Below are 16,225 nucleotides of genomic sequence, written 5' to 3'. Positions count from 1 at the left end.
GATGGACGCAATAGAAGTTGAGAACCTCGTGAAGAAGTACGGTGACTTTGAGGCCGTTAGGGGGATATCCTTCAACGTGAAGCAGGGTGAGATATTCGCCTTTTTGGGGCCGAACGGTGCCGGAAAGACCACCACCGTCCACGTTCTGACGACCCTCCTCAAGCCCACCGCCGGAAGGGCCACCGTTGCCGGCCACGACGTCCTCAATGAACCTACGGCCGTGAGGAGGAAGATAGGGATAGTCTTTCAGGATCCGAGCGTTGACAGGGAGCTTACCGCCTACGAGAACATGCTCATCCACGGCAGGATATACGGTCTGGGCGGGGACGAGCTGAAGGAGAAGATAGAACGCCTCCTCAAGTTCGTTGAGCTGTGGGAGTTCCGGGACAGGCCCGTCAAGTTCTTCTCCGGCGGCATGCAGAGGAGGCTTGAGATAGCGCGCTCCCTTCTCCACGAGCCTGAAATACTGTTCCTCGACGAGCCGACGATAGGCCTCGACCCCCAGACGAGGGCCCACATATGGGACTACATCAGGGCAATGAAGGAGGAGCACAACATGACGATTTTCCTCACCACCCACTACATGGACGAGGCCGAGCAGCTGGCCGACAGGATAGCCATAATGGACCACGGAAAGATAATCGCGGAGGGCACCGCCGGGGAGCTGAAGAAGCTCGTGGGGAACGACATAATCTACCTGAAGCTCCGGGCAAGGGATGAACTCAAGTGCCTCAAGGCGGATTTCATCAAGGGCTGCAAGATGCTCCCGGACGGCAGGGTTCGCCTTGACGTGGACAACGCCGCTGAGGCTCTGCCAAAGCTCTTTGAACTGGCGAAGGAAACCGGCGTCCGGATTCTCGAGGTCACCTACCACAGACCGACGCTCAACGACGTCTTCCTGCACCTGACGGGCAGGGAAATCAGGGAGGAAGGCGGCGAGGGAAACGTGGCGAGGATGATAATGAGGGCCAGGATGAGGAGGTGATACCATGAAAGTCTTCGCCACCATGATATACCGCGAGCTGAAGCGCTTTTCGCGCTCCCGTGCGAGGGTCATTGGGAGCCTCATCAACCCGCTCATCTGGCTCATCTTTTTCGGAAAGGGGTGGGCAGGTGTCTTTGACAACCCATTTGCGTCGCAGATATTCGGCGGCGTTGACTACATGACCTACCTCGTGCCGGGAATAATAGCCATGACGGTCTTCAACATGAGCTTCATGCAGGGCATAACGCTCATCTGGGACAAGCAGTTCGGCTTTCTGAAGGAGATTCTCGTCGCCCCCGCCAGCAGAACCGAGGCAATACTCGGGAGAATCACAGGAGGAGCACTCATGGCCATGATACAGGGGGTCATAATCCTCGCGCTCAGCTTTTTCCTGGCCGACCTCAACGTCTCTGGAGTCCTCCCGGCGCTCGGCATGAGCTTCCTCGTCGGGATAGCGATAGCCGGCATGGGCGTCGCGATAGCGCTCAAGATGACCAGCATGGAGGGCTTCCAGATGATAGTGACCATGATAATGCTCCCGATGACCTTCCTCAGCGGAGCGTTCTACCCGATAAGCACTATGCCGGAGTGGATGCAGTGGCTGGCCAAGATCAACCCGCTAACCTACGCCGTCGACGGCTCGCGCTACTACCTCGCGGGGGTCGAGCCAGCCTTTGGAATCGTCACGGACTGGGTCGTGCTCATCGGTCTGGCGGCTCTGTTCGCCGGAATTGCCGCGCTTGGCTTCAGGAGGGCGACGATAGACTGAGAACAGTATCCCCACTATTCCTATTGGGAGTCGAAACCTTTTTATTTTTTTGAGTTCTAAAAACTCTGATGCGGAATGGAGCGTGCGGCACTGTTTGCCCTCATCATCCTGGCTATGGTTCCGTACTTCAGCCTTTATCCCGCCTACCTCTTCAAAAAGGGTCGGCTCTCAAGGAACTCGCTCATCGTTTACCTGACCTTCACCCTGGCCATCATTTCTATGGCCCTTGGGACGGTCTTCGATTCCTTTGCCCTTGTCATCCTGTCCCTGCTGGCCTTGATACTAACCGGGGTTTTGTCCTACCTCTCCCGGAAAAAGCTTGAGGAGGATGCATATTCGGTTGAAGTTAATCCTGGGGAACCGCTGAAACTGGCGTGGTTCTTCCGGCTCGACTCCCACCTCTGGGTGTGGCTCGCCTACCGGATAGGTTCAACGAGGGCCGCTTTTCTGGACGTTCTCATCACTTACGTTGCCGTCATCGGCGTCATTGCACTTCTGAACCACCTTTCCAACGGTCACTTTCCCCTGAAGTCCTTTTCCGTGGTTTACGCCATCGTCATGGCCCTCCAGTTCAGAAAGGTGTATCAAAATCTCTACGAGAGAACGAAAAAGGATTAAACTGAGGCCCTTTCCCTGAACCTCCGGTAGCTTATCTTCAGGGCCTCAAGAACTGGAAGCCTCTCCCCCGCAAAGAAGCTTAGCATGGCTCCGCCGCCGGTGGAGACATGGCTTATGCCCGTTATGCTGTGCTGGTATATGCTTGCTATGGAATGTCCTCCTCCGACTATGCTGAAGGCAGGGCTCTCACCTATCGCTCTGAAAACTCCAACCGTCCCAACGGCAAATTCTTCCCTCTCGAAGACGCCCATAGGCCCGTTGGCGACTATTATCTTCGCTCCCATCAGCACTTCCCTGTACTTTTCAACGGTTCTTGGACCTATGTCGAGTATCGGGTGCTCGTCAAAGAGCCACTTCTCCTCGCTCAGCAGATCAACTTCGACGCGCTCGCCCCTGTAGTCCACGGCAAAATCCACGGGGGTTCTCACGTGAGGATAGAACTCGTTGAGGATCTCCTCCGCCCAGTCAACCAGCTCCAGCAGGCCTCTTTTTTCCATGAACTCAAGGTTCGCGTCGCCCAGGTGGAACCCCTTGGCGAGGGTGAAGACGTGGCCGACGAGACCGCCGGTCAGTATGAGCTCCGCCCTGCCGTTCCTCAGTACGTTTTCGGCAACGCGGAGTGAATCATCAACCTTTGCCCCTCCAAGGACGTAGACGCGGGGCTTTTCCTGGGTATCGTAGGCCCTGGTGAGGGCCTTAACCTCTCTCTCCATGAGAAAGCCCATTATCATGGGCTTCAGCCTTGCAAAGCCCACCAAGGACGGCTGACTTCGGTGGGCGGCCGCAAAGGCGTCGTTCACGACGTAGTCGATGAGCGGCGCCAGCTTTCTCACGAAAAAGGTCCTCTCACAGTCCTCTATGGGCCTATATTTAACCTCCTCCGCGGCGAAGCGGAGGTTTTCTAACATGAGGGCATCGCCGGGTTTCAGCGCCTTTATCCTCTCGCGGGCGTACTTTCCAAATATGTCCTCAACGTATTCAACTTCCTGGCCGAGAAGACCGCTCAAGATTTCGGCATGCTCCTTGGTGGTGATGTAGTCCCCCTTGTACGGCTTGCTCTGGTGCGTTCCTATGACGACCCTTGCCCCGTGCTCCAGGAGGTATATTATCGTCGGAAGAACCGCCCTGAAGCGCGCGTCGCTTATTATCCTCCCGTCCCGGACGGGGGAGTTTAAGTCTGCCCTCAGAAACACCGTCTTGCCGTGGTAGCTGAAGTCCGTGAGCCTGAACATTCCATCACCATCGCGGTGTTAAATTTCACCCGTTAAAAACTTATTTTGAACACCTTTGGTGATAACGAATTTCCGGGGAAAGAGATTTATAAAATAAGATTCAAAGAATATTCCAGTGCAGGATTTCGCTTTCATGGGTGAGAGTGATGTCGTGGACACAGGATATAATAATGCTCGCACCAGAGGACGTTCTCATTGAAAACGTGATCGAACTGCTGAAAAGAATGGGGTTCAGGGACTACGAGAGGGTTTCCAGCAAAAAGGAGTGGGGAATAGACATCGTGGCCATAAGGGACGACCCCATAGCAGGCATGGAGAAGCTGGTAATAGCCGTTCACAGGAAGGGACTGGCATCTTCGAGAGATATCAACGTTTTCGCCGGGCTTGTGGACAAGTACAAGGCCGACAAGGGTATATTGATATCGACTGCCGGGTTTACCAAGGACGCTAAGGTTCTTATATCCCGGGAGTACAGGGGCAGAATAATCCCCTGGGACGGGGAGAAGCTGGCTTCGCTGTTCCACAACTACTCAGTTGAACCCCCTGAGGGACTTGTAAAGATGGCCGAGGACGCCAAGAAAGAGCCCGCCAAAAAAAGTCCTCTCAGCGAGTTTGAGCTCGATGCCCCCCTTCTCTATGACTTCTCCGCCGAGAACGTGTTTAAGAAGGTGGCATCCTTTGCTTCTTCCAAGTATCCGATTAAGCCCTCAGAGATGAGCCTCCGCGCCCTTTCCGTGACCCTGTCCAGTGCGTACATATTCTCTTGGTTCCTTGAGGAGGGTAACCAGAAGGACAAGGCGGTCGTGTTCTCCGGTGATAGAATAGTCCTCCGTGCGACGGGAGATAGGAAGCTCAGCGTCCCCGTGACCAAGGCGCTCCTCAACGACGGCTCAATAATCCACGCCACAGAGAGGTTCATAGAAGTCCCGATAAGCCCGAGCGAGGCCGTTCTCATACTGAAGGAGAAGGCCGCCAAAGAACTGGGGGTTGCGGAGGGAAAAATAACAATCCATGAGCGCAAGAAGGTCTACGTTCCAAAACTTGCAAGGCTCGACCTAAAAGTGGGAGAAAACACGGCAAAAGCGACCGTCAATCTGGAAACCGGCGGGGTGCAGTTCGAGATACAACCCCTGCCGGATGAGTACTTCATGGGGAAAACGGAGGAGATAATCCTCGAGCAGACCGGTGAGGAAGTCCTTGAGAGGGAGCTCAAAAGGGACAGGGACAGGGTTAAAATCTCCGGCAGAACCAGGAGCTTCTCGTTTGAGATTTCTTTCAATGCATACACCGGGAAGCCCCTAAGCCTCGAAGCCCTTTTGAGTGACGAGGCCTTGGACGAGCTGTTGAGAAAGGCATACCCGGATGGCGATGTCATCAACCTTGAGAAGGGCAAGAAGGTGGCTGTTGCGGACGTTCTCCTTGGTGACGGCATAGCGGTCCTTGAGGTTGACCTGACGAACGGAAAGTACAGGGAGGTCAGGAAGCTTCCTTCCCCTGCGGAGGCCTTCAAAAATGCCCGGGAGGTCATAGAGGCAAACTTCCCGCTCAGGAACCTTGAGATGAAGTCCCACAGGGTGCTTGAGCACAAGTACCTCGAACTGGTTCTTGAGAGCCCCGACGGAAGGGCGACCGTGAAGGTGGACGGCGCCACGGGGGACGTTCTCGACTACCTCGTGGAGATAACCCCAGAGAGGGCAAAGGAACTTGTCGCAGAGAGGTACCCCGATTTTGAGATAGTCTCGGTGGAGGGGGACGAGGCGGAGTACACGCTGAAGGCTGAGAACGACAGGCACGTGGTAACCATAAGGCTGAGCAAGGATGGGAAGCTTGTCGAGGAGGTCGACCGCGTTCTTAGGCGGGAACTGGCGGAAAAAATAGCCCTGGAACGTGCTAGGGAAATTGATGAGGAGGCCGGAATAGACTCGGTTTCCCTTGATGAAAACTGGAACGTGGAATTCGCCGGGAAGACCAAAATAGGAACCCTGATTCTTCACAGGGCCACGGGGGAGGTTCTCAAGGAAAACGTCCGCTTCACTGAGATGGCCATCGAGACCATGTACCATGAGCACCTAAGGAAGGCCTTTGGCGAGGAGACCCTCACAACCGAGAGGCTCACCCACTACAAGGACAAGGGGTACATAAACATCAAGGTCTCCGGCGGGGAGAGGTTCTACTATGCAAGGATAGATACAAAAACCGGCAGGATACTGAGCGAAGACACCGCACCGATAAAAGGAATAGCGGCAAAGCTAAAGCAGCTCCAGCTTGAGAGCAGATACAAATGATCAGGCCATCAGCATGTTCTCTATCATCTTTATGGCTTCCACTATCTTCCTCTCCGGTTTCTCCTCGTTCTTCGGAATCTCAAGGTTGATGACGAGCCTCTCTTCCTTGCTGTCCTCGAAGTCGTAGACCTCAAGTTCCTCGACCTCAACGTCCTCGAAGATGCTCTCTATCTCGGGACTGATTATCTTTTTGTCGTTGCCGTAGACCTCAACGCGCACCACGTCCTCTGTGGTCGAGGCTATCACTATTATCTCGTACGCACCGACCTTCTTGGTGAACCGGAGAACGCTTCCGTAGCCCTCAACTTCCTCCTTGAAGCCAAGCTGGTGCATGGTGCTCCTGATGGCCTCGGTCTTGCTTTTTATCCTGTTGAGGATCCTCTCGCGGAGCTTGTAGCTCTCCTGGAGGGCTTTCTTTATCCCCTCGCCGGCGTCCTCAATCGTGCCCTCCCATATGCCAATAACCTTTATGCCAGAAGAGGTTGGTTTGAGCTCTATCTTGATGGAGTCAATATCAAAGTCTCGCAGGTCGTCTATTTTAAGCTCGCCGAGGGTGAGGATATCAAATTCCATCCTCACGATGTTGCCGAAGGCCTTGCCTTTGAACTTCACCTTCATCACCATGGGGGGCTTATGGGGATGGTTTAAAAACTCTTCCCTCCCAGGGGCGGCCAGAAATAACGCGGGGTAATATAAAAAGAGGAAGGAGGTCACTTCCTCCTCCTGAGGAGGAGCGGAACGAGTGCTAGGCCAACAAGGGCTGCCGGACCGCAGGTGCTTCCCTGGCTCTCACTCGTCGTCTGGGTCGGACTGCTGGTGGTAGTTCCACCGACCTCGTAGGTTGTCTCAGCGGTGTTGTCGTAGAAGTCTGTCGCTATGACTTTTATGGTGAACTCGCTCGCATCAACGCCGGGGACCTCAGTGAAGTATGTGGCAGAGACCTCTGCAGGCTTCATTGAGAACGCCGGATACTCGGCTATGACCTTGCCGTCGCTTATTATCTGCACCTTCATGTCCCTGATTCCAACGTTGTCGCTGGCGCTGATGTAGACCTTAAAGGCCTTGCCCGGCTTGGGCTTGCTGGGTGACAGGTAGCCAACCCTGACGGAGGGTGCTTGGTTGTCTGCGCTCTTGACCACGGCTATCTGGCTGATTCCCTCCGGGACGGTAACGTTGAGGAGCATGTAGTAGGTTCCGCTGATTTCCCTTTCACCGAGAACGGTGTAGGTTATGTTGGTTGCCTGCGGGTCAACTTTGGCCCCTGCGGGTATCTGGAGGACTATAGGACCGCTTATGCTCTTACCGAGCTCGTTGATAAACTTAACCGCCGTTCCATCATCCCCGTCCTGGCGGAAGACGATGAACTTCTGCGGGACTGGAAGCGAGACAGGCTTGTCCTTCTCGAAGAGGTTGCTGACAAACGGGAACTTGACGGTGCCGTTGTTGTAGACGTATATTATCTGGGAGCCGTACCAGCTGGGCTTGGTGTAGCCGAGCTTCTTGTCGGTCTCGCTCGGCGGGTTGCTGGTCTTGTCGGGTGCCCCAGTGGTCGTGAGGGCGTAGAACCAGTGCTTGTTGCCCTCCTTGTCGATGTAGAGGACGGGCTTATCCTTGTGGATGTGGCCGCTGAGGACGAGCCTGACGTTGTACTTCTCGACGAGCTGGAGGAAGTATCTGGCTATATCCTCGTACTCGCCGTTTCTTCCGACCCAGTCCCAGCTGGCGAGCTTCTTTATCTGCTGCCAGTCGTTGTCATCAAAGGCGGTGAGGTTTTCAACAACACCACCGTTGAGCCTGCTGATGTACCAGAATGTGTGGTGGACAAAGAGTATGGGTATCTTACCGGGGTGATCCTGGAGAACCTTCTCCATCCACTGGAGCTGCTCCATGTCTGGATGCCTCTCCTCACCGCGGCTGTCAAGGCCTATGATGATGAAGTTGCCGACGACCCTGTAGAAGTAGCTCGGACCAACGTACTTGTTGTAATACTTGGGCGGATGGTCGTGGTTGCCCTTGACTGCGAGGAATGGTGTTCCTGCGGCAGTTGCATGGAGGATAGTGCGGTCAAGTAGTACGTAACCCTCCCTATCGCCGTTGGTGTCAACGTCGTCACCCGTGGCGAGGATTATGTTTATCACGTTCTCCCCATCGGCACCCACCATGCCATAGTATGTCATGAAGCTGTCTGTGGCGGTGTAGCTGTGGAGTGCCACTGGACTCTTACAATACTTAAGGATGCCAGTGAGGCTCTTCTGGAAGTAGTCCCCGCAGACGAAGCCCATCTTTGATCCGCTCGTCACGTGAAGGTCGCTACCCTGGGCGATCTTGAGAACCGTCGGCGCTTTCTTCATGACCCACACGCCGTTCGGGATGGTTACTTCTCCCTTGTCGCTCTTCACTATGAGGAAGTAGACGTCCGGTGCGGCATCCTCAGGGATTTTAGCTTTGACTATTCCACTATCTGTGCCCACGATTTCTAGATTGTATGGTCCGTGGAGTATCGAAACTATCTGCAGTCCCTGGATTGTAACCCCATCGGCAGGATATATTTCAATGGTATCACCGGGCATTCCTATTGCAGGTGCTCCCGGCAGGGGCTGGGTTAGTATCTCACCGGGGGATGTTGGAGCCGCTGCCCAGACTGTGCCTGCTGGAATCGCTGCTAGGGCAAAAAGGGCTATCAACAGGGAGATTATTTTTCTGCCGAGCATAGCATCACCGAAGGTATCCTTAGGAAAAATGAGTTATAAGTTTTCCTTTAAAGTCTAGTCTGTGGAATCCTACACAGAACTGTTCCCTGCCATTTCAGCCATTATCTCGGCAATCTCGGAGCTTCCCCCGAACCTTTTGTACATACTGTAGTTTAACATCACGAGATCGTGGAGATTCTTTGCAACCTCAGGTTTTCTGTTTTTGACTGCTTCAAGGAGTCTCGTGAGGTGAACCGCCATCTCAATGAGGTGAAAGTCAGCCCTGCTGAGGGGCCTCGGAGGCAGGCTCCCCTCGATAAAGCCCTCGGGATTTATAAAACATCTGAGTATCCGGGCTTTGCCGAGTTCGTCATTGTGCTCCTCTTCGTGGGTTTCAACTTTGCCGTACAGTCCGGGAAGGCCCTTGATCCAGCGGTGCTTTCCACGTTCCTCAAACTCCAGGGTAACCTCGAAGTTCAGGGCAAGCCTGGACATCAGCTCGACATCGTTGGTTATCTGTACCGCGGCGTATGGGTGCTCCCTCAGTTCCTCGGCGCTTTTTCCTCCGAAGAGCTTGAAAGAGAACCTCCGGCCCTTTCTCACAACACCGACGGGAGTGACGTTTGAACGGGTAACAAGGAGAACCTCGTAGACCTGGCCTTCATTAAAAAACTTCAGAGGCTCCATGTAACCACCAGAGGAGAATGGAAAAGGAGGATTTAAAGCTGCTGCTTTGGAAGGACGATGATGTCGTCCCTCTCGACGTAGAACGTTACCTCCTGCAGGGGCCTGAGGTCCGATACTTCCCTGTCGCTGATAGTTCTTGCGATTATCCTCGTGTCCCCGAAGAGGCCGACGACTTCGATGAAGAATCCGTAGTACTCGATAAGGTCAACCGTCCCCGTGAAGGACACCGCGTTTTCGGCAGGCTTGAGCTTTATCCTCTCGGGCCTGATGACTATGACGACGTCGTCGCTCTTGTCTGTGTAGTAGAGGCCATCTAACCTGATGCCCTCGAACTCGACGGTAACGCGGTCGCCGTTCCTCTCCACGACCTTGGCCGGGATGACGTTGGTCTTGCCCATGAAGCTGGCGACGAACTCAGTCCTCGGGGTCTCGTATATCTCCTTGGGCGTTCCGACCTGTTCCACCGTTCCGACGTTCATCACCGCTATCCTGTCGCTTATGGCCATCGCCTCCTCCTGGTCGTGTGTGACGTAGATAACGGTGATGCCGAGCTCGCGCTGGATCCTCCTGATTTCCGAACGCATCTCAAGCCTGAGTTTGGCGTCGAGGTTGCTCAGCGGCTCGTCAAGGAGGAGGACCTTTGGCTCGACCACAAGGGCCCTGGCTATTGCGACACGCTGCTGCTGGCCACCGGAAAGCTGCGTTGGATAGCGGTCCTCGAAACCGCGGAGCTTGACGAGGTCAAGCGCCCATTCCACCTTCTTTCGTATCTCATCCTTGGGGAGCTTCTTGAGCTTGAGGCCGTAGGCGACGTTGTCAAAGACGGTCATGTGCGGCCAGAGGGCGTAGTTCTGGAAGACGAGCACCGCCCCGCGCTTGCTGGACGGGAGGTAGGTGACCTCCTCGTCGCCGAAGTATATCGTCCCGCTGTCCGGGAAGTCGAGGCCGGCGATTATTCTCAGCGTCGTGGACTTTCCACACCCGCTCGGTCCGAGCAGGGTGAAGAGCTCTCCCGCCTTTATGTGAAGGTCTATTCCCTTGAGGGCAACGGTTTCTCCGAAAGTTTTAACGATGTTTTCAAGCTTGACGTCAACCATCCCAACCACCTCATGTGAGACCTATGAACGAGTACCTCTGCTTGGTTATCACGTTCGCGAGGACTATGGCTATAATCTGCACCGTCATGAGGAACACACCCAGTGCAGCGGCGAGGTTGGCGCTTCCGACGGCGCTGGTCATTAGCTCGACCATCCTTGCGGTTATCGGGTAGTAGTCCGGGTTGATGGAACCGAGGGTGATGCCGACGCTGGTCTCGCTCATACAGTAGACGAAGCTCAGCATTGCGCCACCCAGAAGGTTCAGGAGTATCAGTGGCATGAGGATTCCCGTGAGTGCCTTCCACCTTCCTGCACCGAGGTTGAGGGCGGCCTCTTCAAGGGAAACGTGAACCTGCTGGATTCCAGCGGAGATTGAGCGCGCCGCGAAGGGCAGACGCCTGATGGAGTACGCCAGCACCAAAACCATTGCCGGGTTGAAGCCCAGCAGGTTGGTGGGGTCAAGTGGAGTGTTCGGGAACACCTTGGCGAAGAAGAAGAAATAGCCCATCGCGATGACGATACCCGGAACCGCTATCGGTATTGTGGCGAGGCTGTCGAGAACCGGGCCGAGCTGGCTCTTCTTGAACCTGCTGGAGGCGTAGGATGCCGTGAGCGAGAGGAGGAGTATGACGACTATCGCTGCGGTTGAATACATGACGCTGTTCATGATGACCCTCTCAATGTCGGGCTGCGTGATTATGCTCTGTATGTGTGCGGTGGTGAAGCCCTGGGGCCAGGTTCCGGCCCAGCTTTCGCTGAAGGCGAGGAGGACGACACCCACCTGGGGGAATATTGAGATGAGGAGCATCGGGAGGACAACGAGGTATATGAGGGCCGCCTGCCATCCCTTGGGCTTGGCCACACGGGGCTTCCACCTTCCGCCCTTGCTGAGCATTGCGTACTGGCGCAGGCTGACGTACTTCCTGATTCCAAGGAACATCAGGACGGCAATGGCGAGCATTATTAGGGCTAAAGCCGCGAGTTGCGGGCTTCCAACATTGAAACCGCTGGTGAACGCGCTGTAAATCTGGAATGACATGAGCTTCCTAGCGAGCGGGTTGCCCTGGAAGACTATCGGTGCAGCAAGGTCCTCAAGGCTGAATATTCCAACGAGGGTTGCACCGGCCGCTATTCCTGGGAGGGCGAGCGGGAAGGTGACGGTTCTGAAGAGGTGGAACCTGCGGCTTCCGAGGTTCTCTGCCTGCTCCTCAAGGGTGGGGTCAATGTTGATGAAGCTCGCGTAGGCGTTGAGGTAGACTATCGGGTAGTATGTCATCGTCTGGGCGATTATGACACCCACGAGACCGTCGATAACGATTCTGTGCGGGAATACACGGAGGATGTCGTAAAACAGCCAGTTGATGAGGCCGTTGGGCAGGAACATCTTCTTGACTATGAAAACGTTGACGAAGGGAGTGACCAAGAGCGGGACAAAGAGCAGTATCCTGATGATGTTCTTGCCCGGAAAGTCATAGCGGGCCATGACGAAGGCGAACATCGTTCCGAGAATCGTTGTCAGTATCATGACGCTGATTGAAACGAGGATGGAGTTCAGGATAACTCCGAAGTCAACGCCCTGGACGTAGTATATCTGCTCTCCGTTGGGCATCGTGATGAGTCTGTAGAACTCTCCGGTTGGTCTGAAGCTGATATAGTAATCGGACGTCAGGATGCTGGTGAACCAGTGGAAGGAAAAGTGGCCGTTGTACTCGAAGGCCACTGCCAGCATCGTCACCACGGGGATTATCAGGAACGCTACCAGGTAGAGGAGTGGGAACAGGAACGACGTCGTCACGACCGGGTCGAAGATGGGGGTTCCAAAGAGATTCTCGCTCCACTTGCTAACCTTCATCGAGCATCAACCTCCGTTGTTTTGAACTCCCAGTCACTCTGATTGGGTCGAAGTGGGGTCTATTTAAATATTTCCAAAAATTTGTTGATTTATTAGCATCTAAAACGGGGGCAAAAGGGAGAAAAATCTTCAGAAAAATATCAAAAAATATGTAAGATGTCAAATTCAGCCGGTCATGCTCTGGAGGTCCTGGAGAACCTTGTCGTACTTGTCGCTGGCTGCCTGGCGCCACTCCTGGACGAGCTGATCCTGGAAGTTCCTGTCGCTGACGATCTTGTCGTTTATCTTCTTGGCGTACTCCTCGGTGAATGTTACCATCTGGCCGGTCTCGGGGTCTTTGAACTGTATCGGTGCAGTGAGCTCGTCCTTGAGCTGTTCAAACTGCTCCTTGGTGATCTTGCCCTCCTTGTAGGCCTGGACTATGGCAACCCAGGCGTCGTGGAGCTTCTGGTTCGGGTCGACGAGGGTGGCCTTGAAGTAGTACTGCAGTGCGCTGACGGTTTCAAGGGCGCGCTTGTCATCGAACGGTATTCCCTTGGCGTTGATGGCGTCCTGGTAGGCCTTCTTAAGGGCCGGCCTGACCTCGCCGTAGGTCTGTCCCTCGTGCTGGCCCTTGAATATGACGTCGGCGTAGGTCTTGGTTATCTTCATATTGAAGATGTTCGGGTTGATCGGAAGCCTGTTGACGTCCGGGCTCATCCATATGGCCTGGCCCTCGGTAAGAACCCAGTAGATGAAGGCCTGGGCGGCCTCTGGGTGCTGGGCGTTCTTGAGGAGGGCTATCGGGTCACCGTTGATAATGCTCTCTCCCTTCGGGACTATGTACTGGCAGTCCGGGTTCTGCTGCATGGCGGTGTATCCGTAGAAGTCTATGGTGTTTCCTGCCGCGATCTCACCGTTTATGACGGCATCCCTAACGGCATCACTCTGCATGTATATCTTCGAGTTGGCCGCAATGAGCGTCATTATGCGCCAGCCCTGGTCCCATCCAAAGGCCTGGAGGATGATCTGGTATATCCTGGTGTTGGATGTGCTCCTGGTCGGGTCGGCTATACCGTACTGCGGCGGGTTGAGGGCCCACTCCTCGCTGGCAACGTCCTCCCACTTCTCGGGAACCGGAAGGTTCCACTTTTTGAGCTGGGCCTTGTTGACTGTAAATCCGAACGACGAGAGGGCAGCGGCAATCCAGTACACTTTATCTCCTTCCTTTCTGACCATGGGCATTCCTGCAAGTTCTGTCGGTATAGGATTGCCGAGGAGGCCAAGAACCTCCTTGTCGGTTATGGGGGCAAGGTAGCCAGCTTTGTACAAGTCATCGAAGAGCGTCGGTCCTCCACCCCAGCCCACATCGGCACCTTTCTCGATGTAGCTCGGCCAGAGGCTCTCCGGAACCTTGATGAACTTGATGTCTTGGATGTTGTACTGCTTCGCTATGTCGCTCTTGAGGAAAGCCTGCTTGGCCATGTACTGTATTGTTGCATCGTGTCTGGTGACGACAACAAGGGTTATGCCGCTGCTTTCGCCACCGCCACCGCTGATACATCCGCTGGCCACAACACTAAGGGCAAGAAGCAGGATAAGCCCAATAGAGGCCCATTTCTTCATGGTTTATCACCCAGTTATGTTTAATCAGTGGGAGTTACTCAAACTCAATAAAAAATTAATGGTTCAATAGACAAAAAAAGAAGAAGGATTCACTTCTTCCTCCTGTAGAGGACAAGCGGTATCAGGGCAAGTCCGACGAGGGCTGCTGGACCGCAGGTGCTTCCACTGGTTTCATTGCTGCCGGTTGCGGTCTCCTTGCCAAGCTCGCCTTGGACGTAGACAGCCCACTTGATGAAGTTGGTGACGAACTGCGGGCCATCGAGCTTGACACCGTTGTACTCCGGCGCCCACATAGGCTCGTAGCCGCCGTAGGGGGTCTCACCGCTGACAATGAGGACGTTCTTGAGATCGGGGAAGAGCTGAACGACCATAAGCGGGAACTGGCCGGTGTCGCCAGCGGTGTAAGCGTTGGCCGCTGGGTCAGTGTTCTCGACGATCTGTCCGTCATTGCTGCTGGTAACTATAGCGTAGATGTTCTCAATACCAGCGTTCGGCTTGAGGGTCTGCCAGTTGCCGTTCTCATCATAGTAAGCTATGACACCCGGGCCGTGGAAGAGGATCTTTCCGCCGTTAGTGAGGTCCTTGGTGATCATGTCCTTCTCGGGGGTGCTGTCGTCCGGGTTGACGAGGCCAACAACACGGTAGCCGGCTCCAGCGTTGCTGGTGGCATCCTCAACTGAAGCCTGGTCAACGCGGAGGTTGGCACCGATGGCATCGAGAATAGTGTTGGCGAAGTCAATCCTGTTCGGGCCGTCACCGCAGTCCGAATCGGCGGCAACCCAGAGGATTCTGTTACCGTCGTTCCACCACTGGACCAGGGCCTGTATTTCATCCGGGCTGAATGCCTGGCTCGGCTGGCCGAGGATAAGGAAGTCAACGTCCTTAATTGCGTCGTAGGTTATTTTGTCCCCAACGTTCTGAATCCCAAGGGTGTCTGCGGCAGCCGGATCGCCGATGTAGACCCAGTTGAAGTCGCCGATGCTCTTTATCATTCCCTCCACTATAACGTTGCCCTCCTTGTCGGTGAGCACTGCCAGGCCCTTGTCGCTTTCACCATGGGCGAGATCAACACCTATAGTGGTGGCACTGGCCATGGCAAATCCAAAAACACCAAAGAAAACAAACACCGCAAGTATTATTGCAGCCTTCCTCATGGTATCACCGGGTTATCTAAGGCTTAGGAAGTTATAAATCTTATGAATCCAAACTTTAACAGTCCAGAAAAACTTCCGTAAAGTCCTTAAAGGCTTGTACCGTTCAGGCTTCAGGTGGTGAGTATGGACATTGAGAGAAGGATAGACCTCATCAAGAAGAAGCCCACGGAGGAACTCCTGACGGAGGAAAACCTCAGGCACCTGCTCGAAGTTGGTATTCCGATGCAACACTACATAGGATTTGAGATAAGCGGTTACATTCACCTCGGAACCGGGCTCATGGCTGGGGCAAAGATAGCCGACCTTCAGAGGGCTGGAATCAAGACGAGAATTTTCCTCGCCGACTGGCACAGCTGGATCAACGACAAGCTGGGCGGTGACCTCGAGGTTATCCAGAAGGTGGCTTTGGGATACTTCAAGGAGGGTATGAAGCAGAGCATAAAGGTCGTGGGCGGCGACCCGGAGAAGGTCGAGTTTGTCCTTGCCAGTGAAATCCTTGAGAAGGGCGACTACTGGCAGACCGTCATAGACATCTCCAAGAACGTCACCCTCGCGAGGATGATGCGCTCCATAACGATTATGGGAAGGCAGATGGGTGAGGGGATAGACTTTGCCAAGCTCATCTACCCGGCCATGCAGGTTGCGGACATCTTCTACCAGGGCGTTACCATCGCCCACGCCGGAATGGACCAGAGGAAGGCGCACGTGATAGCCATCGAGGTCGCCCAGAAGCTCAGGTACCACGCCCTTGAGTGGAATGGCGAGAAGCTCAAGCCGGTCGCTCTGCACCACCACCTCCTCCTCGGCCTTCAGGAGCCGCCGGTCTGGCCGATTGAGAGCGAGGAGAAGTTCAAGGAGCTCAAGACCCAGATGAAGATGAGCAAGAGCAAGCCCTACTCGGCCGTCTTCATCCACGACACCCCGGAGGAAATAAAGCAGAAGCTCAGAAAGGCCTTCTGCCCGGCGAGGGAGGTCAAGTACAACCCGGTTCTCGACTGGGCGGAGTACATAATCTTCCGCGAGGAGCCGACCGAGTTCACCATCCACAGGCCCGCCAAGTTCGGCGGCGACGTCACCTACACCACCTTCGATGAGCTCAGGAAGGACTTCGCCGAGGGCAAGCTCCACCCGCTCGACCTCAAGAACGCGGTGGCAGAATACCTCATTGAACTCCTCAAGCCCGTCAGGGACTACTTTGAGAGACACCCCGAGCCCCTTGAGCTGATGCGGGAGATAAAGATCACCCGCTGA

General features: G+C 54.7%; 13 protein-coding genes. 5 read left to right on the top strand and 8 right to left on the bottom strand.

Features of this window, described 5'->3' with window-relative positions:
- The first annotated feature begins 1 nt into the window (after position 1).
- From ACZ5M3_RS03355 to ACZ5M3_RS03345, 3 genes are all read left to right on the top strand, one after another.
- Positions 2 to 985: an ATP-binding cassette domain-containing protein gene (locus ACZ5M3_RS03355; RefSeq protein WP_464840274.1), complete on the top strand. Its 984-nt coding sequence runs from the start codon at positions 2 to 4 to the stop codon at positions 983 to 985.
- A gap of 4 nt (positions 986 to 989) precedes the next feature.
- Positions 990 to 1,754: an ABC transporter permease gene (locus ACZ5M3_RS03350; RefSeq protein ID WP_464840273.1), complete on the top strand. Its 765-nt coding sequence runs from the start codon at positions 990 to 992 to the stop codon at positions 1,752 to 1,754.
- A 75-nt stretch (positions 1,755 to 1,829) separates the two neighbouring features.
- On the top strand, positions 1,830 to 2,372 hold the full coding sequence (locus tag ACZ5M3_RS03345; protein ID WP_464840272.1) for a hypothetical protein: 543 nt from the start codon (positions 1,830 to 1,832) through the stop codon (positions 2,370 to 2,372).
- Here the strand turns inward: ACZ5M3_RS03345 and ACZ5M3_RS03340 are convergent.
- Positions 2,369 to 3,604, bottom strand: a complete 1,236-nt coding sequence (locus ACZ5M3_RS03340) for a phosphoglycerate kinase (protein WP_464840271.1) — start codon at positions 3,602 to 3,604, stop codon at positions 2,369 to 2,371. The two genes, ACZ5M3_RS03345 and ACZ5M3_RS03340, sit on opposite strands and share 4 nt — an antisense overlap.
- 146 nt (positions 3,605 to 3,750) lie before the next feature.
- Between ACZ5M3_RS03340 and ACZ5M3_RS03335 the strand changes: the two genes are divergently transcribed.
- Positions 3,751 to 5,889: a restriction endonuclease gene (locus ACZ5M3_RS03335; protein ID WP_464840270.1), complete on the top strand. Its 2,139-nt coding sequence runs from the start codon at positions 3,751 to 3,753 to the stop codon at positions 5,887 to 5,889.
- On the opposite strand, the gene ACZ5M3_RS03330 is transcribed toward ACZ5M3_RS03335, so the two are convergent.
- The 7 genes from ACZ5M3_RS03330 to ACZ5M3_RS03300 all read right to left on the bottom strand — a co-directional run bounded on the left by ACZ5M3_RS03330 (position 5,890) and on the right by ACZ5M3_RS03300 (position 14,974).
- Complete coding sequence (locus tag ACZ5M3_RS03330; protein WP_464840269.1) at positions 5,890 to 6,513, bottom strand: hypothetical protein; 624 nt, start codon at positions 6,511 to 6,513, stop codon at positions 5,890 to 5,892. It abuts the gene before it with no gap.
- Between the two features lie 86 nt (positions 6,514 to 6,599).
- Positions 6,600 to 8,600 carry a metallophosphoesterase gene (locus tag ACZ5M3_RS03325; RefSeq protein WP_464840268.1) on the bottom strand — a complete coding sequence of 667 codons (2,001 nt, stop codon included), beginning with the start codon at positions 8,598 to 8,600 and terminating at the stop codon, positions 6,600 to 6,602.
- 69 nt (positions 8,601 to 8,669) lie between these two features.
- Positions 8,670 to 9,266, bottom strand: coding sequence for a DUF447 domain-containing protein (locus ACZ5M3_RS03320; protein WP_464840267.1), 597 nt, complete (start codon positions 9,264 to 9,266; stop codon positions 8,670 to 8,672).
- Between the two features lie 32 nt (positions 9,267 to 9,298).
- Positions 9,299 to 10,363 (bottom strand): ABC transporter ATP-binding protein, encoded by a 1,065-nt coding sequence (locus ACZ5M3_RS03315; RefSeq protein WP_464840266.1) that lies wholly within the window; start codon positions 10,361 to 10,363, stop codon positions 9,299 to 9,301.
- 10 nt (positions 10,364 to 10,373) lie between these two features.
- Positions 10,374 to 12,215: an ABC transporter permease gene (locus ACZ5M3_RS03310; RefSeq protein WP_464840265.1), complete on the bottom strand. Its 1,842-nt coding sequence runs from the start codon at positions 12,213 to 12,215 to the stop codon at positions 10,374 to 10,376.
- Positions 12,216 to 12,380: 165 nt separating this feature from the next.
- Positions 12,381 to 13,820, bottom strand: a complete 1,440-nt coding sequence (locus tag ACZ5M3_RS03305) for an ABC transporter substrate-binding protein (protein ID WP_464840264.1) — start codon at positions 13,818 to 13,820, stop codon at positions 12,381 to 12,383.
- An 89-nt stretch (positions 13,821 to 13,909) separates the two neighbouring features.
- Positions 13,910 to 14,974: a CGP-CTERM sorting domain-containing protein gene (locus tag ACZ5M3_RS03300; RefSeq protein WP_464840263.1), complete on the bottom strand. Its 1,065-nt coding sequence runs from the start codon at positions 14,972 to 14,974 to the stop codon at positions 13,910 to 13,912.
- Between the two features lie 123 nt (positions 14,975 to 15,097).
- Here ACZ5M3_RS03300 and ACZ5M3_RS03295 point away from each other — a divergent pair, with 123 nt between their 5' ends.
- Positions 15,098 to 16,225, top strand: coding sequence for a tyrosine--tRNA ligase (locus ACZ5M3_RS03295; RefSeq protein WP_464840262.1), 1,128 nt, complete (start codon positions 15,098 to 15,100; stop codon positions 16,223 to 16,225).

It is taken from the genome of Thermococcus coalescens, from assembly GCF_055392585.1.
Note: the sequence above shows the minus strand (reverse complement) of the source record. Positions and strands in the feature narration are given on the sequence as shown.